This window comes from Hyphomonas sp. (assembly GCF_041398465.1).
Lineage (GTDB): Bacteria > Pseudomonadota > Alphaproteobacteria > Caulobacterales > Hyphomonadaceae > Hyphomonas.
In genome coordinates this window covers 322,424-341,208 of sequence record NZ_JAWKUS010000002.1, presented here as the reverse complement: position 1 = coordinate 341,208, position 18,785 = coordinate 322,424, and the positions used below count along the sequence as shown (strand labels likewise).

Annotated in this window: 16 protein-coding genes and 1 tRNA gene; 9 read left to right on the top strand and 8 right to left on the bottom strand. The window is 58.8% G+C overall.

What is annotated here, in order from left to right; all coding sequences use genetic code 11:
• Nucleotides 1-90: 90 nt before the first annotated feature.
• Entirely contained in the window at nt 91-1,923 is a 1,833-nt protein-coding gene (gene aspS, locus R3C98_RS08245) for an aspartate--tRNA ligase (protein WP_371313635.1), read from the top strand.
• Between the two features lie 61 nt (nt 1,924-1,984).
• On the opposite strand, the gene R3C98_RS08240 is transcribed toward aspS, so the two are convergent.
• On the bottom strand, nt 1,985-2,770 hold the full coding sequence (locus R3C98_RS08240) for a pentapeptide repeat-containing protein (RefSeq protein ID WP_371313634.1): 786 nt from the start codon (nt 2,768-2,770) through the stop codon (nt 1,985-1,987).
• A gap of 49 nt (nt 2,771-2,819) precedes the next feature.
• On the bottom strand, nt 2,820-5,090 hold the full coding sequence (locus tag R3C98_RS08235; protein ID WP_371313633.1) for a TSCPD domain-containing protein: 2,271 nt from the start codon (nt 5,088-5,090) through the stop codon (nt 2,820-2,822).
• A gap of 190 nt (nt 5,091-5,280) precedes the next feature.
• Between R3C98_RS08235 and R3C98_RS08230 the strand changes: the two genes are divergently transcribed.
• Genes R3C98_RS08230 through R3C98_RS08220 form a run of 3 tightly spaced genes read left to right on the top strand, consistent with a single transcriptional unit; the run spans nt 5,281 to nt 6,660 of the window.
• On the top strand, nt 5,281-5,673 hold the full coding sequence (locus R3C98_RS08230; protein ID WP_371313632.1) for an NADH:ubiquinone oxidoreductase subunit NDUFA12: 393 nt from the start codon (nt 5,281-5,283) through the stop codon (nt 5,671-5,673).
• Complete coding sequence (gene mlaD, locus R3C98_RS08225) at nt 5,666-6,196, top strand: outer membrane lipid asymmetry maintenance protein MlaD (protein WP_371313631.1); 531 nt, start codon at nt 5,666-5,668, stop codon at nt 6,194-6,196. The genes R3C98_RS08230 and mlaD overlap by 8 nt, the downstream gene beginning before the upstream one ends.
• The gene (locus R3C98_RS08220; RefSeq protein ID WP_371313630.1) at nt 6,196-6,660 is read left to right on the top strand and encodes a DUF2155 domain-containing protein; all 465 of its coding nucleotides are present in this window, start codon (nt 6,196-6,198) and stop codon (nt 6,658-6,660) included. Before mlaD ends, R3C98_RS08220 begins: the two co-directional genes overlap by 1 nt.
• Here the strand turns inward: R3C98_RS08220 and aat are convergent.
• From aat to R3C98_RS08200, 4 genes are read right to left on the bottom strand one after another with little or no spacing between them, the layout of a single operon-like run.
• Nucleotides 6,585-7,253, bottom strand: coding sequence for a leucyl/phenylalanyl-tRNA--protein transferase (aat, locus tag R3C98_RS08215; RefSeq protein ID WP_371313629.1), 669 nt, complete (start codon nt 7,251-7,253; stop codon nt 6,585-6,587). The genes R3C98_RS08220 and aat overlap by 76 nt on opposite strands.
• A gap of 53 nt (nt 7,254-7,306) precedes the next feature.
• Nucleotides 7,307-8,698 carry an acetyl-CoA carboxylase biotin carboxylase subunit gene (gene accC, locus R3C98_RS08210; RefSeq protein ID WP_371313628.1) on the bottom strand — a complete coding sequence of 464 codons (1,392 nt, stop codon included), beginning with the start codon at nt 8,696-8,698 and terminating at the stop codon, nt 7,307-7,309.
• 1 nt (nt 8,699) lies between these two features.
• Nucleotides 8,700-9,173, bottom strand: a complete 474-nt coding sequence (accB, locus tag R3C98_RS08205) for an acetyl-CoA carboxylase biotin carboxyl carrier protein (protein ID WP_371313627.1) — start codon at nt 9,171-9,173, stop codon at nt 8,700-8,702.
• 15 nt (nt 9,174-9,188) lie between these two features.
• Nucleotides 9,189-9,623, bottom strand: a complete 435-nt coding sequence (locus R3C98_RS08200) for a type II 3-dehydroquinate dehydratase (protein ID WP_371313626.1) — start codon at nt 9,621-9,623, stop codon at nt 9,189-9,191.
• 65 nt (nt 9,624-9,688) lie between these two features.
• Here R3C98_RS08200 and thiS point away from each other — a divergent pair, with 65 nt between their 5' ends.
• The gene (gene thiS, locus R3C98_RS08195; protein ID WP_371313625.1) at nt 9,689-9,901 is read left to right on the top strand and encodes a sulfur carrier protein ThiS; all 213 of its coding nucleotides are present in this window, start codon (nt 9,689-9,691) and stop codon (nt 9,899-9,901) included.
• A gap of 48 nt (nt 9,902-9,949) precedes the next feature.
• Nucleotides 9,950-10,720: a thiazole synthase gene (locus R3C98_RS08190; RefSeq protein ID WP_371313624.1), complete on the top strand. Its 771-nt coding sequence runs from the start codon at nt 9,950-9,952 to the stop codon at nt 10,718-10,720.
• Between the two features lie 31 nt (nt 10,721-10,751).
• Here the strand turns inward: R3C98_RS08190 and R3C98_RS08185 are convergent, their stop codons facing one another.
• A complete protein-coding gene (locus R3C98_RS08185) occupies nt 10,752-11,693 on the bottom strand; it encodes an isopenicillin N synthase family dioxygenase (protein ID WP_371313623.1) in 942 nt (313 codons plus the stop codon).
• Between the two features lie 184 nt (nt 11,694-11,877).
• On the opposite strand from R3C98_RS08185, the gene R3C98_RS08180 reads away from it, so the two are divergent.
• Nucleotides 11,878-11,967 (top strand) — tRNA-Ser (locus tag R3C98_RS08180).
• A gap of 247 nt (nt 11,968-12,214) precedes the next feature.
• Here the strand turns inward: R3C98_RS08180 and R3C98_RS08175 are convergent.
• Nucleotides 12,215-13,873 (bottom strand): BCCT family transporter, encoded by a 1,659-nt coding sequence (locus tag R3C98_RS08175; protein WP_371313622.1) that lies wholly within the window; start codon nt 13,871-13,873, stop codon nt 12,215-12,217.
• 241 nt (nt 13,874-14,114) lie between these two features.
• On the opposite strand from R3C98_RS08175, the gene R3C98_RS08170 reads away from it, so the two are divergent.
• Nucleotides 14,115-16,700: a TonB-dependent receptor gene (locus R3C98_RS08170; protein WP_371313621.1), complete on the top strand. Its 2,586-nt coding sequence runs from the start codon at nt 14,115-14,117 to the stop codon at nt 16,698-16,700.
• An 80-nt stretch (nt 16,701-16,780) separates the two neighbouring features.
• On the top strand, nt 16,781-18,772 hold the full coding sequence (locus R3C98_RS08165; protein WP_371313620.1) for a sulfotransferase: 1,992 nt from the start codon (nt 16,781-16,783) through the stop codon (nt 18,770-18,772).
• Nucleotides 18,773-18,785 lie beyond the last annotated feature (13 nt).

The window sequence follows — 18,785 nt, the reverse complement described above, 5'->3', positions numbered from 1 at the left end:
GGGCTTGCGTATCGCATCGCCAGAACAATTGCGAGAGGCTAATGCCTCTCGTTCATATTTACTGGACCGACCTTTCCGGAGACTGATCCGATGCACGCCTATCGCACCCATACCTGCGGAGAGCTCCGCAAGACCCATGTGGGAGAAACCGTCAAGCTGTCCGGCTGGCTGCATCGCCGCCGCGAGCATGCCGGCGCCCTGTTTATCGACCTGCGCGATCACTACGGCCTGACGCAGGTTGTGGTCTATCCGAACGCTCCTTTCTACGAAGACGCCAAGCGTGCGACGGCTGAGAGTGTCCTGACGGTGACCGGCAAGCTGATCGCCCGGGATGCCGAGGCCGTGAATCCCGAACTGCCTACGGGCGAAGTGGAGCTCCCCGCTGAGACGCTGATCGTCGAAAGCGCGGCTGAGAAGCTCCCGCTTCCGGTGTTTGCAGAGCCCGATTATCCCGAAGATATCCGCTTGAAGCACCGTTATCTCGACCTTCGCCGGGAAACGCTCCACAAGAACATGACCCTGCGCAGCAACGTGATCACAAGCCTGCGCCGCCGTATGGTCGAGCAGGGCTTTACGGAATACCAAACCCCGATCCTGACGGCTTCCAGCCCGGAAGGCGCGCGCGATTTCCTCGTGCCGTCACGCCTCCATCCGGGCGAGTTCTATGCGTTGCCGCAGGCGCCGCAGCAGTTCAAGCAGCTGCTGATGGTGTCGGGCTTTGATCGCTACTTCCAGATTGCGCCTTGTTTCCGCGACGAAGATGCGCGCGCAGACCGTTCGCCAGGCGAATTCTACCAGCTCGATATCGAAATGAGTTTTGTGACTCAGGACGACGTGTTCAACGCAATCGAACCGGTCATGCGCGGTGTGTTCGAAGAGTTTGCGGATTGGGACAGCAAAGGCCGCACCGTGCCGACGGAGCCGTTCCCGCACATCCCGTATGCCGAGGCGATGGCGAAATACGGATCCGACAAGCCCGATCTCCGCAACCCGCTGGAGCTGGTCGATGTGACCGAATTCTTCGTTGACGAGGAAAAGACGGGCTTCGGCATCTTCGCAAAGATCATCAAGGGTGGCGGCAAGGTCATCGCCATTCCTGCGCCCAAAGCTGCGGCTGAAAAGTCCCGCAAGTTCTTCGACGACATGGACAAATGGGCCAAAAAAGAAATGCAGGCGCCCGGCCTTGGCTATGCTCGCCTGAAGGACTCCGATGCTGGCGGTGTCGACAGCCAGGATCCCGCCCTTAAAGGGTTTGCTCCTGACCACCTCGCCGCATTGCTCAAAAAAATGGGTCTTGGCGCTGGAGATGGCGTATTCTTCTCTGCCGGCAAGAAAGCCGATGCCTACAAGCTGGCTGGGGCGGCCCGGAACAAGATCGGCGAAACCCTGGAGCTTATCGAGCAGGGTGTGTTCCGCTTTTGCTGGATCGTCGATTTCCCGATGTTCGAATGGGATGAGGACAACAAGAAAATCGATTTCAGCCACAACCCCTTCTCGATGCCGCAAGGCGGAATGGAAGCGCTGGAGGCGGCCAAGACGGACGATGAGATCCTCGACATCAAAGCCTTCCAATACGACATCGTTTGCAACGGCATTGAGCTGTCGTCCGGGGCCATCCGTAACCACCGTCCGGAACTGATGCTGAAAGCATTTGAAATGGCGGGTTATGGGCCGGAAGTTGTGGAAGCCGAATTTGGCGGCATGCTGAACGCCTTCCGCCACGGTGCGCCGCCGCACGGCGGTATCGCGCCTGGGGTGGACCGCATCGTGATGCTGCTCGCAGACGCCGAGAATATTCGTGACGTGACCCTGTTCCCGATGAACGGTCAGGCCCGCGACCTCATGATGGGCGCGCCAAGTCCGGTGGATGAACGCCAGCTGCGCGAACTCAACATCCGGCTCGCACCGCAAGTGAAGTCCTGAATCAGAAGCCCGCCGGGATCACGATCCCGGCGGGCTTTCTGTCATCCCTGAAAAATCGGACCTAATCGCAGTCGGGCAGGCTCAGTCCGCTTGGCAGAAGCGTAGCCTGCGAAACGCACGCGCCTTCAAAGTCCGCGTACCGCCAGCCGATGAGGCCGGTGAGATTGGCGTCGACGAAGCGGGCATCCTTGAACGAAGCACCCTGGACATTTGCACCGTCGAGCTTTGACATCGTCAGGTTCGCACCATTGAAGATGGCGGACATCATGATCGTGCCGCTGAGATCAGCGTTGGTCAGGTTGGCACCGGAAAAATCAGCGCCTTCAAGAGCCGCCGTTGCGAGATTGGCCGCAGCGAAATTCGCGCCGACCAACATGGCTTTCTGGAGATTGGTGCCAACGAGGATGCTTTGCTTGAATTCCGCGCCAGAAGCCTGAATTGCCTGCAGGCGCGCATTGACCAGATTCGCACCCGACAATTTCGCTGAAGTCAGCACGGCGGCGCGCATGTCTGCGCCAGTCGCCTGGATCCCTTCGAAATTGGTTTCCTTGGCCTGCGTTCCACGCATGAAAGCATATTCGAGATTAGCTTCACGGTAGTTGGCCCCGCTGAGCGTCCAGCCCGTCAGGTTGCGGCCTGACAGGTTGCAGCCACCGCACGACCCAACATAGCTCGGTGCCCAAGCGACCGGTTGGCTCGGCTGGGATTGCTCCTGCGCAGCCGCATCAAAAGCGGTCACAGAGGCAAGCGTCGCAAGGCTGAGCAAAACTCGGTTCATGTCTAATTGGATACCGTTTTGTTTTGCGTGCCAAAACTGAACAAGCTGTAACGACTGTTTCAAAGCCACAGGTGTTGCAGATTTGCCATGAGCAAAGCAGGGGCCAAATCAGGCGGAATTACTTCTGATTCCGGGTTTCTTCGCCGCAAGTATCGCACTCGATATCCCCGTCTTCGCTGATCTCGAAGAGCGTGAAGCTGCCGCAAACGGGACAGGCATCTCCCAGGTAATCGGGGGCGTTGAGCGCTTCGGTCTCTTCTGATTCCGCGGCTGCTTCTGCAGCTTCGGCTTCCTCATCGGCCAGTTTTTGGGCCCGTTTCCGGTCCAGAATGACGATATTGTCGGGCAGCTGTCCCCGGGAGAAGCCTCGGGAAATAATCTGGGCGGCCTCTTCGGTGAAGGGGGCGGGTTCGGTGCGGGTGGCATCGCCGGCACCCCGGCCAAGACCGTCATGAGTCACATCAACCTCGGCCAGATCGTCACGGCCGAGATAGGAAACGGCCAATTCGCGGAAGATGTAATCCAGAATCGATGTCGCGCGCGTAATGCGGTCATTCCCGGTGACAGCGCCAGCTGGTTCAAACCGTGTGAACACGAAGGCGTCGACGAATTCTTCGAGAGGCACCCCGTACTGCAGGCCGATCGAAGTCGCGATCGCGAAATTGTTCATGAGGCTTCGGAAGGCGGCACCTTCCTTATGCATGTCGATAAAGATTTCACCCAGTGAGCCGTCTTCAAACTCGCCTGTGTGGAGGTACACCTTGTGCCCCCCAACGGATGCTTTCTGGATGTAGCCTTTGCGGCGGTCGGGCAGGCGGGTGCGAGCGGCGCCTTCGCCACCCATCAAATTTGGGGAATACGCCGTTGGGGTGTCCGCTTCCACAGCGATTTCTTCGGCCAGAGCAGTGATGTGCTCCATGCGCTCGCGAACTTCGTCGTCCGGAGGAGCGCGATGCCCGATCAGCTGCACGGACAAGCCGGCTTCAAGTGCTGCTTCCGCCATGTCCAGGCCACCGCGGCCATCGACCGAGACGATGACATTCCCGCCCAGGGCTTTGGCGCATGCTGCCGCAAATGCGATTTCCGCTTCCGGAGTGGCGCCGACCTGCAGGCCGCAATCCGCCATGATTTCTGCGGTCGCGTCGCCATTTTCGCCCGAGATGGTTGTTTCAGCCGCCAGGATGTCTTTGCGTGAGAAACCAATGGCAGAAAGGAGCCCGCCACCGTCCGCGTCGAACTCTTCCGGCGCGAGCTTCAGGTCACTCGAAATGACTTCATCACCGAGCACCCATCGGGAAAAAGCAGCATTCAACGGCAGGCCTTCACCGAGCGCGCGTGAGACCTTGTCGATTGCGACATCGGTAAAGCCACGGTCACGCAGCCGGTCCAGCCCGAGTGCGCGGTCGAGATCCGATTCCCCTGACGCGGCGATCCGCTCCAAAGCCATCGGCAGGCGTTCAGGCGCATGATGGGCGATGCCCAGGCGCCCGGCGCGGGAGAGCGTTGGCGTTTCGTCGCCATATGCGAGCACGGTCGCCAGCGGCGCGGTGCCATGGCTTTCACAATCCGGAAGGAATGCCCCGAGATCTGCGACCGGTAAGACCAGCACGCTGCAGGACCGCTTGCCGCAAGCCTTCCGGGCCGCGAGGTTCAGTGTCTTCGCTTGAGCGGCTGGAAAAGCTGCACCGGTCGCGCCGGATTTGACCAGCGAGCAGAGAGCGGCTGCAGCGACGGCGCCTTCAGGTGATGCGTAGTCGATCCCGAGAGACATGACGGCTGCAGAAAGGCCGGCAATGACGATGGCGCCGTCCGGCATCTCTTCCGCTGCAGCTTCTAGCGCCTCAAAAAGATAGTCCGCTTCGATCCCATCCGGACCGATAGACATGGCGATATCGAGGAGCCTCGCAGGCACACTCGCCGATGGCAGCGGCTCCTGAGCCAGGATGATTTCAGCCCCCTCCAGAAGCGATTCGACGAGCAATTGTTCCAGGACGGGGTCTAATGTTGAGGGCTGGAACACCGCTGGTGCGGGCGCAGTTGCATTCATTGCAGCGGCTCGCAGGGCATCTGCGGTACGTCGGAACCCTCCGGGCTGTCTTAACGCTTCTTCCAGCACATCCTGAGGTAGCCCGGCAGCAAGCGCCTCGGCCAGATCGGCATTGCGAGGTGCATCATCGAATCGTTCAAGAATCTCCGCCGAAGCAAGCTGTGATACGCCAACAAGCGCAGCGGCAGAGCAGGCTGCAGTCGTTGCCTTGAGCGATTCCGGGGTCAGCGGTCGGGCATGATGGCCCGCGCCGCGGAATATCTCCGCCAGCCTCGTCCGCTCCGATAGCAAACCATCCGATTCGGCCGCCGTCAGGATTTCCTTAGCCCGCATCTCATCCATGCCGTATCTCCCCAGCGAATCACTTGGACAAGCGTGACGCTTGAGGACGGTGGGGGCAAGCGGTAGGCAACAATTCCGGTCCCCTGCGCATAAGAGGGATTGCGGCGCATTGCCTGCGGCAGAGCTATGGATTAGTTGCCCCTGAGCCGCCATATTGCGGTCACCAACACACGGCAGAACAGGCCCTACGATGCTGAAGACACTCTTTACCTGGTGGAGCGGACATACGCTCGGCGCCGCGTTCGATATCGGACGCCGTTCCACATTTGTTGGCACGGACGAATATGGCAACCGTTACTACGAAGAACGGAAACCTTCCATTGAGGGCCGGCGTCGCCGTTATGTGATGTACAAAGGCCTCGCTGAACCTTCCAAGGTTCCTGCTGACTGGCATGGATGGCTGCATCACACTGTAGATGAACCGCCGACCAAATCTCCGCTTACCCGCCGGGAATGGGAAACTGATCACAAGCCGAATATGACCGGCACACCTTGGGCAACCAAGCCGAAGGGCAGTCTGTCGGGCGGTGGTGATCGCCAGAAAGCGACTGGCGACTACGAAGCATGGTCGCCTGATGCGTGAGTCGATGTTCGAAACTCTGGTGGGTGCGTTTGTGGTCGCAGTCGCCGGCGTTTTCCTTTGGTTCGCAATCGCGCGCGGTGGTGATGCCTCCGCGGGGCCAGACCGGTACGAACTGAAAGCACGCTTCAACAATATCAGCGGTATTGAGCGCGGTGCAGATGTCCGTATCGCGGGCGTGAAAGCTGGCGTTGTCAAAGCGATCGAAGGCGATCCGCAGCGCTTCGAAGCCATCATGACGATGAGCCTCGACAAGAAGTGGCAGCTTCCTGACGACTCTGATGCGCGCATTTCGACGGATGGCCTTCTGGGAGGTGCCTATGTGGCTCTGGAACCAGGTGGCAGCTTTGACAACATTCCGCAGGATGGCACTGGTGAGATCCAGTATACACGCGGCAGCGTGGACCTGCTGACCCTGTTTGCGTCTTTCGCGTCCGGTGGCGGCAGCGGTGGCGGTGATACCGGTACAGTGTCGGAGCCTGCATCGGCTGTTGAGGATGCTTATCCTCTGGATGGAGATCAGTGATGCTTCGAGTGCTTGCTGCGGCAGCCGTTGTCGCTGGATTGGTAGGGGCGGCGCAGGCCGCAACTTATGTTCAGAAAGACAAGGCCACCCTGCGTGCCCTCGACAAGATCACCGGCCGGTCCACCGATATCGAGGTCGTCGTCGGGCAGCCTGTCGTGTTTGGATCGCTGAAGGTGGAACTGGAAGTCTGCTACCAGACGCCTCCTGAAGAGGCGCCCGAAAGCGCTGCGTTCCTCAAAATCTTTTCCACCCAACCCGTCGCCGTGGAAACCATGGATGCCGCAGTGGACGCCAATGATGTGGACACAGTGAGCGAGGAAAATCCGGAACTGTTCTCCGGCTGGATGTTTGCGTCATCGCCGGGGCTGAGCGCCTTGGAACATCCCGTCTACGACATCTGGGTGATCCGTTGCACAGCGCCTGACCCGGTGAAGCTGCCGGACGGTCCGGAGCGCCCGCAGTAAAAGTCTGCGTTCATTTCCAGCGCGGTCTTAAGGCGTCGCTTGAAGTCAGCCCGTGGGATTTCAATCAAACCGAACTGTTCCAGATGCGGGTTGTGAAACTGCGCGTCCAACAGGGTAAAGCCGCCTTCAATCAGGCGGGCGACCAGGTGAACCAGCGCGATCTTCGAGGCGTCTGTTGCGCGAGAGAACATGCTTTCGCCAAAGAATGCCCCGCCTAGGGCGACGCCATACAGGCCGCCCACAAGCGCCCCGGTTTCATCCCAGCATTCTATTGAATGTGCGTGCCCTTCGCGGTGAAGAGCGCTGTAGAGGTTCAAAATCGTCGAGTTGATCCAGGTCGTTTCGCGCCCATCAGCGCTTTCGGCACACATTTCCATTACGCGCGAAAAGGCTGTGTCGGCGGTGACACGGTAAGGTTCCTGCTTCACCCTGCGCTGCAGGCGCTTGGGGATATGGAAGTCATCCAGAGGCAGTATCCCCCGCATGTCGGGGTCGACCAGAAACAAGTTCGGATCATCACGTGCATCACCCATGGGGAACACGCCCCGGCGATAGCAGGCCAGAAGATCATTTGTGCCGAACCTAGCAGACATGGTCCCTATATGGAGATGTACCGGGTCCGGTGTCTATCAGGCGCTGCGTCGCGTCAGGCCTGTTCTCCTGGACCGCCCTCTGCGGGAAGCTTGTTTTCCGCGAGGAACTTCTCCAGCCAGTGAATATTGTAATCACCGTTCTGGACGTCTTCGTTTTCTACGAGACGCCGGTGCAGATCCAACGTCGTGAAGACACCGCCAACGACCATTTCCGACAGGGCGCGTCGAAGCCGCATCAGGCACTCCCGGCGTGTCCGGCCATGGACGATCAGCTTGCCGATCAGGGAGTCGTAATGCGGCGGGATGCGGTAGCCTGCATAAGCAGCACTATCGAGGCGCACATCGGGGCCGCCCGGTGCATGGAAATCCGTAATGAGGCCCGGGGACGGTACGAAGGTTTCCGGGTGTTCGGCGTTGATCCGGCACTCGATTGCGTGACCGACAAGAAGGACATCTTCCTGGCTGAAAGAGAGTTGCTTGCCTTCGGCGATGCGGATCTGCTCGCGGACCAGGTCGATGCCCGTGATCATCTCGGTCACCGGATGCTCCACCTGAAGACGGGTGTTCATTTCGATGAAATAGAAGCGGCCATCTTCATAGAGGAACTCGATCGTGCCGGCGCCGCGATAGCCGAGCTTCTCCATGGCTTTCGCGCAGATCATGCCGATCTCTTCGCGCTGGGCTTGGTTCAGCTCCGGTGAGGGGGCTTCCTCGAAGACCTTCTGGTTCCGTCGCTGCAGCGAGCAGTCGCGCTCCCAAAGATGAGCCACGTTGCCATGCGTGTCCGCTATGACCTGAACTTCGATGTGGCGGGGGCCCTGAAGATATTTTTCCAGATAGACCGCATCGTCGCCAAAGGCCGCTTTGGCCTCGGTCTTGGCAGTCCGGACCGCGTTTTCGAGGTCAGCCTCCGTCTTGGCCAGCTTCATGCCGCGGCCACCGCCGCCGGCAGATGCTTTCACCAGAACCGGGAAGCCGATCTTCTTGGCGGCTTTCTTGGCGTCAGCGATGGAGGTCACGGCGCCATCCGAACCGGGCACGCAGGGCACACCCGCATCGATCATGGCCTGCTTGGCAGCGATCTTGTCGCCCATGATCCTGATATGCTCAGCCGTTGGTCCGATGAAGGCGAGGCCATGTGCTTCCACCATTTCGGCGAACTGGGCGTTTTCCGAAAGGAAGCCATAGCCGGGGTGGATTGCATCGGCGCCTGTGATTTCGGCAGCAGCAAGGATCTGCGACTTTTTCAGATAACTCTGAGAGGATGGGGCAGGACCGATGCAAACGCTTTCGTCGGCCAGGCGGACTGCCATGGCATCCCGGTCGGCCTCGGAATGCACGACAACGGTCGCGAGACCCATTTCCTTACAGGCGCGATGGATGCGCAGCGCGATCTCACCGCGGTTCGCGATGAGGACCTTCTGGATGGTGCGTTGTTCGGTCATGCTATTCGATCAGAATGAGCGGCTCGCCAAATTCGACAGGCTGGGAATCGGTGACATAGATCGCCTTCACCGTGCCAGCGCGGTCCGCTTCAACCGGGTTGAAGGTCTTCATGGCCTCGACCAGCATCAGCGTGTCGCCCTTTTTCACCTTGTCCCCAACGGAAACGAACGCTTTGGCGCCGGGTTCCGGGGAGAGGTAGGCGGTGCCGACCATCGGCGATTTAATGGCGTTGTCCGGGGTGTCTGCAGCTGCATCTGCCGGAGCCGCTGCAGCGGGTGCAGCAGCAGGGGCGGGGGCAGCTGCGACAGGGGCCGGCGCGGCCATTGCGGCTTGCACCACCTGTGGAGCGGGTTTGCTGACCCGGACGCGCAGGCCTTCGTGTTCAACTTCAATCTCACCGAGATCTGCTTCACGCAGGATGGCGGCGAGTTCCCGGACAAGTCCGGTATCCAGCTTGTTCTTGCCAGTGCTCATGGAATCTATCGTCCCTTATTTTCCCGACAGCTTAAGCGCGGCCATCAGGGCAAGCTCATAACCATAGGCGCCAAGGCCCGCAATCGATGCGTTCACAGCAGGCGCAACATAATTCACCTGCCGAAACGCCTCGCGAGCAGCGGGATTCGACAAGTGGACTTCGACCACCGGCACACTGCAGGCCCGCAGCGCATCATGAAGTGCGACGGACGTGTGCGTATAGGCACCGGCATTGAGAATTACGGCAGCAGCTTCCCGGGATGCTTCCTGTATCCAGGTCACCAACTCGCCTTCGGAATTGGTCTGACGCGCCTCTATCGGCGTGTCGCCAGACTGCGACTTCAGGCGGTTGTGGATGTCTTCGAGCGTATCCCGGCCATAAATATCCGGTTCCCGCGTTCCGAGCAGGTTGAGGTTCGGGCCCCCGAGGACATATATCGGCTTCACCATGGGGTGTTGTCTTGCGCTGTAACGCCGGGCAAGGCAAGGCCTGCTTACGCACGGAGTTGCAGCGGATGAAGATAACGCTGAATGGGGAAGCCCGCGAAATTGCGCCTGGCACGACTGTGGCGATGCTTGTCGCGTTGGTGTCGGCGGATGACGGCCGCGATTCTCGGGGAGTCGCGATTGAGCGAAACCTTGAAATTGTTCCAAAATCCAAGCATGCCGCGACGATCATTGAAGACGGTGACCGCATCGAAGTCGTGCAGTTCGTCGGTGGCGGCTGACGGGCCCATCCTGTACGAAAGTTCCCTCTGCAGAATTGGAATTATCCCTTGAACGATCCTCTCATCATTGCCGGAAAATCCTATGCTTCGCGTCTTATCGTGGGCACCGGGAAATATGCCTCCTACCAGCAGAATGCGGATGCGGCGCGCGCAGCTGGCGCGGAGATCGTGACGGTGGCGCTTAGACGGGTGAACCTGTCGAATCCGAACGAGGAGCGCCTCACCGACTTCGTTAAGCCGGACGAATTCACCTATCTGCCGAATACGGCAGGCTGCTTCACGGCGGAAGAAGCCGTGCGCACCCTGCGGCTCGCGCGTGAGGCCGGCGGCTGGAACCTGGTCAAGCTGGAAGTACTGGCGGATCAGAAAACGCTCTACCCGAACATGCCAGAAACGCTGAAAGCCGCCGAGGCCCTGATCGCTGACGGGTTCGAAGTCATGGTCTACTGCTCCGATGATCCGGTTTACGCGAAAATGCTCGAAGAGGCGGGCTGCTGCGCAATCATGCCGCTAGGCTCCCTGATCGGTTCAGGGCTGGGCATCATGAACCCGGTCAACATCCGGCTCATCGTGGAGCAGAGCCGCGTACCGGTGATCGTTGATGCCGGGGTTGGCACGGCTTCCGATGCGGCAATTGCGATGGAGCTTGGCTGTGATGGCGTGCTGATGAACACAGCCATCGCCGCTGCCAAGGATCCGATCCTGATGGCGTCAGCCATGAAACACGCCGTTATCGCTGGCAGGGAAGCCTATCTCGCCGGACGTATGCCTAAGAAGATGTACGCTGATCCAAGCTCACCGCTCGCCGGATTGATCTGAAATTAATTCAGATTACGGATTATCGACGGCGTCAGGCTTTGACGAGCCCGATTTCGCGTAGGCGTTCCATCAGATAGTCCTGCGCGGTGATCGGCGGGTCAGCCTTGCCGCCCTCTGCCACACAGCCCGGCAGAGCTTCGATCATGACATCCTGATTAAAGTGCAGGAAGAAGGGCGTCGAGTAGCGTGGGAAGCGGGAGCGTTCCGGTGAGGGGTTCACAACCCGGTGCGTCGTTGATGGCAGTACCCCGGCAGTCAGTCGCTGCAGCATGTCTCCGCAATTGATCACCAAAGCGTTCGGGGGCGGACTGACGGCGAGCCATTTCCCTGACCGGTGTTTTACTTCCAGTCCGGCCTCTTCGGCGCCGAGCAGAAGGGTGATGACATTGATGTCTTCGTGCGCACCTGCCCGGACGGAGCCTTCAGGCGGCGGATTTGTTTGCGGGGGATAATGAAGGAGGCGGAGGATGGAATTGCCGACGTCCACCTTGTTCTCAAACCAGGTTTCCTCAAGCTTCAGATGAAGCGCGACGGCACGCAGTAGCTGGCGTCCGAACGTATCAAGCGCATCATAGAGGCCACGGGTCGCGGAATCGAAATCGGGCACTTCCGGGACGGAAGGCGTGTCGGCCATGGTTGTGCGGTAAGGCGAGTTTTCCGGCAACGCGCGCCCAGTATGCCAGAATTCCTTCAGGTCGGCCTCAGCCTTGCCTTTGGCATTTTCGACGCCGAATGCGGTGTAACCCCGCTGGCCGCCGCCTGCGCGGCCATCGTATTTCAACTTCGTTTCTTCAGGTAACGCAAAGAAGTCCTTGGTCGCTTTCAGGTTCGCGTCAATGATGTCCTGGGACACCGGATGGTCCGAAATCACGGCGAAACCGGTTTCGCGAAATGAGCGGCCCAGCGCGTCGGCGAAGGCGTTCTTGTTTTCCTGCCAGAGCGGGAACGGGACGGGTTTGAAGTATTCGGTCATTTTTCCTGCCTAAGCGCGCAGTCTCATACGGGAATACGTAACTATCACAGGACTGGGGTCTGGATACAGTGATTGGCAGGTGACTGGCGCTCCTGGATTCAGGCGATATCCCAACAACCGCAGCCGATAAGACGATGAGGGCTTGCGATTATGCCATCCATTCAATAGACCGGCAGTCCGCGCTGGAGAGGTGGCCGAGTGGCTGAAGGCGCGCCCCTGCTAAGGGCGTATACGTTTACGCGTATCGAGGGTTCGAATCCCTTCCTCTCCGCCACGCCTCTCGTTTTCCAAAAAATGAATATAAACAGTGTGTTCAGGAAATTCATCATCCGGGAGACTGCCAGAATTGGGTCGAAATCGCCCCATGTTCACATTCTCCAAAAGGTCAATAATCTGGAGAAACAAGACGTTCCTAAACTGCGCTGTGGAGCCTGTCACAATAACTGGCGTCTTCACTCGCTCACGTTCTTTGGATGCAGTCTATATCAGTCAAGCGGCGACGGCTCATTCGTCCAGAGTTTCTAGTTCGGCTCTTGATCGCCATCTTTCGCGTCCTGCATTGCATTCCATTCATCCCGCAAGCCGAGGTAAAGGCTGAAGCAACATGCCAGCAGAATGAAAGTGAACGGCAATGCGGCGGTAATGGTTCCTGCTTGCAGGGACTGAAGCACGTCTGTTCCGCCACCATACAAAAGTGCCGACGCAGTGAGACCGAGCATGCAGGCCCAGAACACACGCTGCGCCACCGGCGCATCAGTCTTACCGCCACTGGTAATTGTGTCGACCACAAGTGCGCCTGAATCCGCCGATGTCACGATAAAGACAATTAGCAGGAATATCGCGACGACAGACGTAATCTCCGCAATCGGAAGATCTTCCAGCATCTGGAACAGGACGAGTGAGGCGCTGCTCATGCCGCCTGCGAGCTCACCTGTGCCGGACTGATGGAGAGTGAGTGCGGTTTCTCCAAATGCGGTGAACCAGATCACGCAGATTGTGAACGGTGCGAGCAGCACAACGGCAAAGTATTCCCGTACAGTCCGGCCTTTCGAAATTCGCGCAATGAACATGCCAACGAAAGGTGACCAGGAAATCCACCAGGCCCAGTAGAATATAGTCCAGTCATGGAACCAGAGAATATCGGGTCGATCCACCCAGTTCGTAAGAGCCGGCGTGTCGGTGATGTAGGCCCAGAGATTCTGGCCGAGACCAGTGAAAATGAGGATTGTTGGTCCGGCAATGACCACGAAGATCAGAAGGGCGAACGCAATGCTCATATTGACATTGCTGAGAAATTTCACCCCCCCGTCCATGCCGCGCAGGACCGAGATAACTGCGAGCCCAGTCATGAAGGCGATAAGAGCGATTTGAAGGTAGCGGTTGGGTTCAAACCCGAACAGATAAGCGATCCCGCTCGTCGCCTGCGTGGCGCCGATGCCAATCGTTGTTGCAAGCCCGAACACAGTCGAAACAACCGCAAACATGTCAATGATGTGACCTGGCCAACCCCAGACTCGCTCACCGAACACATGGTAACAGGCGGACCTGATGCTGAGTGGAAGCCCTTTGTTGTGCGCGAAAAAGCCGAGGGCCAGCCCGACGATTGCGTAGATGGCCCAAGGTGCGAGACCCCAGTGAAAAATGGTCGCGCTGAAGGCAAGCCGCTCCGCTGCCGGAGTATTTGGCGGAACATTCAGCGGCGTACCGTACCAGTCCGTGTAATAGGCCAGCGGCTCAGCAGCACCGTAGAACATGAAGCCCACGCCGACCCCGGCCGCAAATAGCATCGCCACCCAGGAATGAGTCTTGAACTCAGGTTCGGCAGCCGCACCACCGAGCCGGATCCGGCCGAGCTTGCTGAAGGTGAGATAAAGCGCAAACGCGAAAACGATGACCGGCGTGATCGCAAATAGCCAGTCGGCGCGTTGCAGCGTCCAGGTTTTCGCAGCGGTCAGATAGTGCGTCGCGGCATCCGGGAAAATGAGGCTCATCGCGGCGAACAGGACGATCAGTCCGGCGCTTAGGAAAAAGACCGGATTGTGAACATCCAGCCCTGCGATCTCGACATTGTCCTGGCCGACTTCGTAGTCGATCTCGTACACAAAGAGTGCTTCGTCTTCGGGGGTTTCTGTATCGGGCGTTTCAGTGCCAGTAGCGCTTGGGTCGAAATCTTGAGCCATACGCGGCTATTGCCGCAATTACGTCGATAGTCAAATGATCGTAATGCAGGTCAAGGCCAAGACAGGCCGCATTATGTGGACTTTGTGTAACATATTTCAGCTAATTCTGAGTTCTGCTCACCTAAAAGCCTTTCGAAGATCGAAATAACAAAGTAGCCCTGAGCCATCGAGCAGCCACGATTCTATCGCTGCGCGCCGTTTTCATGTGCGCGCCGGCTGGAGCTGACCCAAGGGGAAGAATATGAAGAAGTTAAAGTACGGCGCGTCGCTGATGGCGATCGCCGGCCTCGTCGCATCGCATGCGCAAGCGCAGGAAACTGCACCGGCAGAGCCAGCGGCCAAGGTGAAGCGTCTCCAGGCTGTCACCGTGACCGCGACCAAGCGTGCGGAAAGCGCCCAAAGTATTCCTGTCGCCGTGACCGCTCTTGGCGAGCAGGAGCTTGAAGCGCTCGGCGTGAAAAGCTTCAACGATTATCTGATCCAGCTTCCCGGCGTGACCGCAGGTGGTGCCGGCCCTGGCCAGAACACGATTTACATCCGTGGCCTCGCATCGACAACTCCGAACCTGACGGTTGCAGGTGTCGCTGGTCTTGCTCCGAACGTCAGCTTCTATCTCGACGAGCAGCCGCTGGCTCAGCCAGGGCGCAACCTCGACGTTTACGCTGCCGACATTGAGCGCGTGGAAGTTCTTTCCGGTCCGCAAGGCACGCTTTTCGGGGCCAGTTCGCAGGCCGGTACGGTCCGCATGATCACCAACAAGCCGTCGCTGAACGGCTTCGATGCCGGTTTCAACGCGTCGACCTCGTTTACCGATGGCGGTGAGATGAGCAACAGCGTCGACGTGATGATCAATATTCCGGTCAACGACAAGTTTGCCGTCCGGGGCGTGGTCTACGCGGACACGCAAGGCGGTTATATCGACAATGTCGGCGGCACGCTGACCGCTGAAGAATCCGGACGCTTCCGCCCGGCTGGCACAGTCCGGTCGAACGGCGTTCCGGTGAGTGCGCAGCGCGAAGGCTTCCAGGCCGGTGCTGACCTGTCCGATGTGACCTTCATCGCAGCCAACAACAGCAATATTGCTGAAAACGACATCAACGACGTGACCTATCAGGGCTTCCGCCTGAGCGGCCTATATGAAGTCAACGAAGACTGGGACATCCTGCTCCAGCACTCGCAGCAGAAGATTGATGCAGAAGGCGTATTCTCGGCTGATCCGGAGCTGGACGACTACGATATCGTCCGCTTCACCCCGGAAAACACCGAGGACAAGTTCAGCAACACCGCCTGGACGGTGAACGGGCGCCTCGGCGCGCTGGAAGCCCTCTACACCGGCGCGTACACGGAGCGCACGACGGACCAGGTGGTCGACTACTCTGACTACCTCTTCGTTGGCCAGTACCTGCCATACTATATCTGCGACTACTCAGTCACTTATCCGGCCGGTGCCCCGACGGGTACCTGCTATGCGCCGGACCTGTTCGTGAACTCGCACAGCGAAACCAAGGTGCAGACGCACGAACTTCGCTTCAACACGCCGGAACAATATCGCTGGCGCGCAACGTTCGGCGGCTTCTTCAGCGATCTTGAACTCGCTGAGCGCAATGACTTCGTTTATCCGGGCTCGACCCAGGTTGCGTACACGGATGGTACGATCGGCTTCGTTCCGAATTATCCGCTGACCAACACCGATGTCACGGGTGCGATCGGCAGCGCTGCCCCAGGCTATTACAGTGAGCCGGGACCGTTCCCGGAAGGTGTGATCTTCCGCAATGACGTGAAGCGGACGGACAAGCAGTTCGGCATCTTTGGCGAAACATCATTCGATCTCTCCGATCAGTTCTCGGTAACGCTCGGCGCACGCTATTATGATGTCGAGGTGGACCTGGAAGGCAGTGCAAACTCGTCCTTCTACAATCTCTACGTCACCGAGGCGGATGGCGACCAACAGGTCTTCGGCACCAATATCTCCTACATCTATGGCCCGAATAGACCGGCGGGTAACCCGGATAAGGCGGCCACTGACGGCTTCATCTACAAGGTCACGGGTGAGTGGACGCCGACTGCCGACACGCTGTTCTACGCAACCTATTCGGAAGGCTTCCGTGCCGGTCTGCTGAACCGTCCGGGCGGCACTGCGGGGCCTGGTGGCTACGTCGTTCCTTACGCCGTGGATACCGATGAAGTGAAGAACTATGAAATCGGCTGGAAAACCGAGCTCTTCGACAATTCGCTGCGCTTCAATGGTTCGGCATTCTTTGTCGAAGTCGACGGCCTGCAGACCACGATCTTCGATCCGTCGATCGTGAACCTGTTCTTCTCCGATAACGCGGCCAACGCCGAGATCCAGGGCATTGAAGGTGACTTCACCTGGGCGCCGGCATCCATTGACGGCCTGACCGTTGCCGGTGCCTTCTCCTTCCTGGATACGGAAATCACGGAAGTTCTGGTTCCGACCAATGATGTGGTCAAAGGATCCGATCTGGCCTTCGCGCCATCCTACCAGGGCAACCTTCGTGTCCGCTATGAGTGGGATCTGGAGCAGCAGATCGCAGGCCAGAACCTGCGTGCGCACGTCATGCCGCAAGTCGTGATCTCGGATGATTCCTTCACCGACGTGATCGAGATCAACAAGATGAAGCTTGATGGTTACACCACGCTGAGCGCAACGGCGGGTGTGACGGGCGACAACTGGACGGCCGAACTCTTCGCCACGAACCTGACGAATGAGTATGCGGCCCTCAGCGGAAGCTATGTCTACGACCGTGAGCGGATCACGCCGATGCGGCCGCGGACGATCGGCTTCCGGTTCTCCTACGACTACTAGGACAGCCGGAGACTTGATCCAGAAGCAGCGCCCTGACAGGTTCAGGGCGCTGTTTTCATATTGAGGAATGCCCCGACGCAATGACTGAACTGGCCACACCTGAGGCTGCCCTGCAGCAGGCGCAAAAGTCGATCCAGTCTGGCGATTTCCGGACCGCGTCGAAGATCGCTGCAGATGTTCTGGCGCAGCAGCCAGAGCACCGGGACGCCCTCTACATGGCTGCGGTCTGCGCACGTTATGAAAACCGTCATGACGACGCTTTCACCCACCTTGCCGAGCTGAAAGCCGTTTCGCCGGATTACGGACGCGCCTGGCAGGAGGAAGGTCATCTCCGGCGCAAGCTGGGCGACAATGCCGGCGCCCTGACTGCATTCGAGCGTGCCACCCGTTATAATCCGTCCCTCATTGCCAGCTGGAAGGCCAAGGCGGACCTGCTCGCCGCGGGCGGCAATCCCGATGCAGCCAATAGTGCCCTCGCTCAGGCGCAACGGCTTCGGTCTCTGCCACGCGAGTTGCTGGCGGTGACCAATCACATTCATGAAGGCCGAATTTTCCGGGCGGAGGAAATCGCGCGCCTCTTCCTGCAGCGCAATCCCACGCACGTTGAGGGCATGCGCCTGCTCGCCGATATCGGTTCGCGTCTCGGGGTGCAGGAGGATGCAGACTTTCTTCTGGAAAGCGCGGTCGAGCTCAATCCGGAAAACATTCAGCTCCGCCTCGACTACATCCAGGTGTTGCGCAAACGGCAGAAATTCGCAGCTGCGCTGGACCAGGCGAATTTCCTGATGTCCCGCGATCCGGACAATCCGGTCTTTCAGTCTCACTATGCCATCGAGAGCATGCAGGCCGGGGACTATGAGACTGCACTGAAATATTTTGACCGTGTCCTGAAAGTATTGCCAGACGATCCGGCAACGCTTGTATCTCGCGGCCATGCCTTGAAGACCTATGGCCGCACGGAAGACGCCATTGCATCATACCGGCGTGCTGCGGAAGTTGCGCCCGGCCATGGCGATGCCTGGTACGGCCTCGCAAATCTCAAGACGTATCGCTTCACCGACGAAGAACTTTCCGTCATGGAAGCGCAGGCGGCCTCGCCGGACCTTGATCATATGTCGCGTATTCATATTGCCTTTGCCCTTGGCAAGGCACGGGAAGACCAGAAGGCTCATGACGCAGCCTTTGCTGCCTATGCCAGCGGCAATGCGCTGAAGCATCAGACGATCCGATACACGACCGAACAGATGCAGGCCGAACTGTCAGCGCAAAAAACGCATTGCACCGCATCGTTGTTCGAAACCCAAAGCGGGAAGGGCTGTCCGGCCCCGGACCCGATTTTCATCGTCGGTCTGCCGCGCGCGGGCTCGACACTCATCGAACAAATCCTTGCTTCCCACCCGGACGTCGATGGCACGCTGGAATTGCCAAACATTCTTTCTCTGGCGCACAGGTTGCGCGGGCGCAGCCAGATTACCGACCGGGATCGCTATCCCCGCATCCTGCACGATATGTCCGCCGAGGAACTCAGCGCGCTTGGCGAAGATTATATCGAAAACACTCGAATCCACCGGCAGGGCGCACCCTTTTTCACGGACAAGATGCCGAACAATTTCCGCCATATCGGCCTGATCCAACTGATCCTGCCGAACGCGAAGATCATCGATGCGCGGCGCAATCCGATGGATTGTTGTTGGTCTGGATTCAAACAGCTCTTCGCCGAGGGGCAGGAATTTACTTACAGCCTGGAAGACATCGGCGCATACTATCGGGCCTATGTAGACCTGATGGAGCATTGGGATACGGTCCTGCCGGCGGGCCGCATTCTACGTGTGCAACATGAAGACGTGTTGAACGATTTGGAAGGGCAGGTGCGGCGCTTGCTGGATTATTGCGACCTGCCATTTGATGAGCGCTGCGTAAACTTCCATCAGACCGAGCGGGCAGTGCGAACGGCAAGCTCAGAGCAAGTGAGGCGCCCAATTAACAAAGGCGGGCTTGAACAGTGGCGCCCATTTGAGGCACACCTTGAGCCTCTGAAAACTGCTCTCGGTCCACGCCTGGCGCCCTTTTAGGTTCAAGACATTG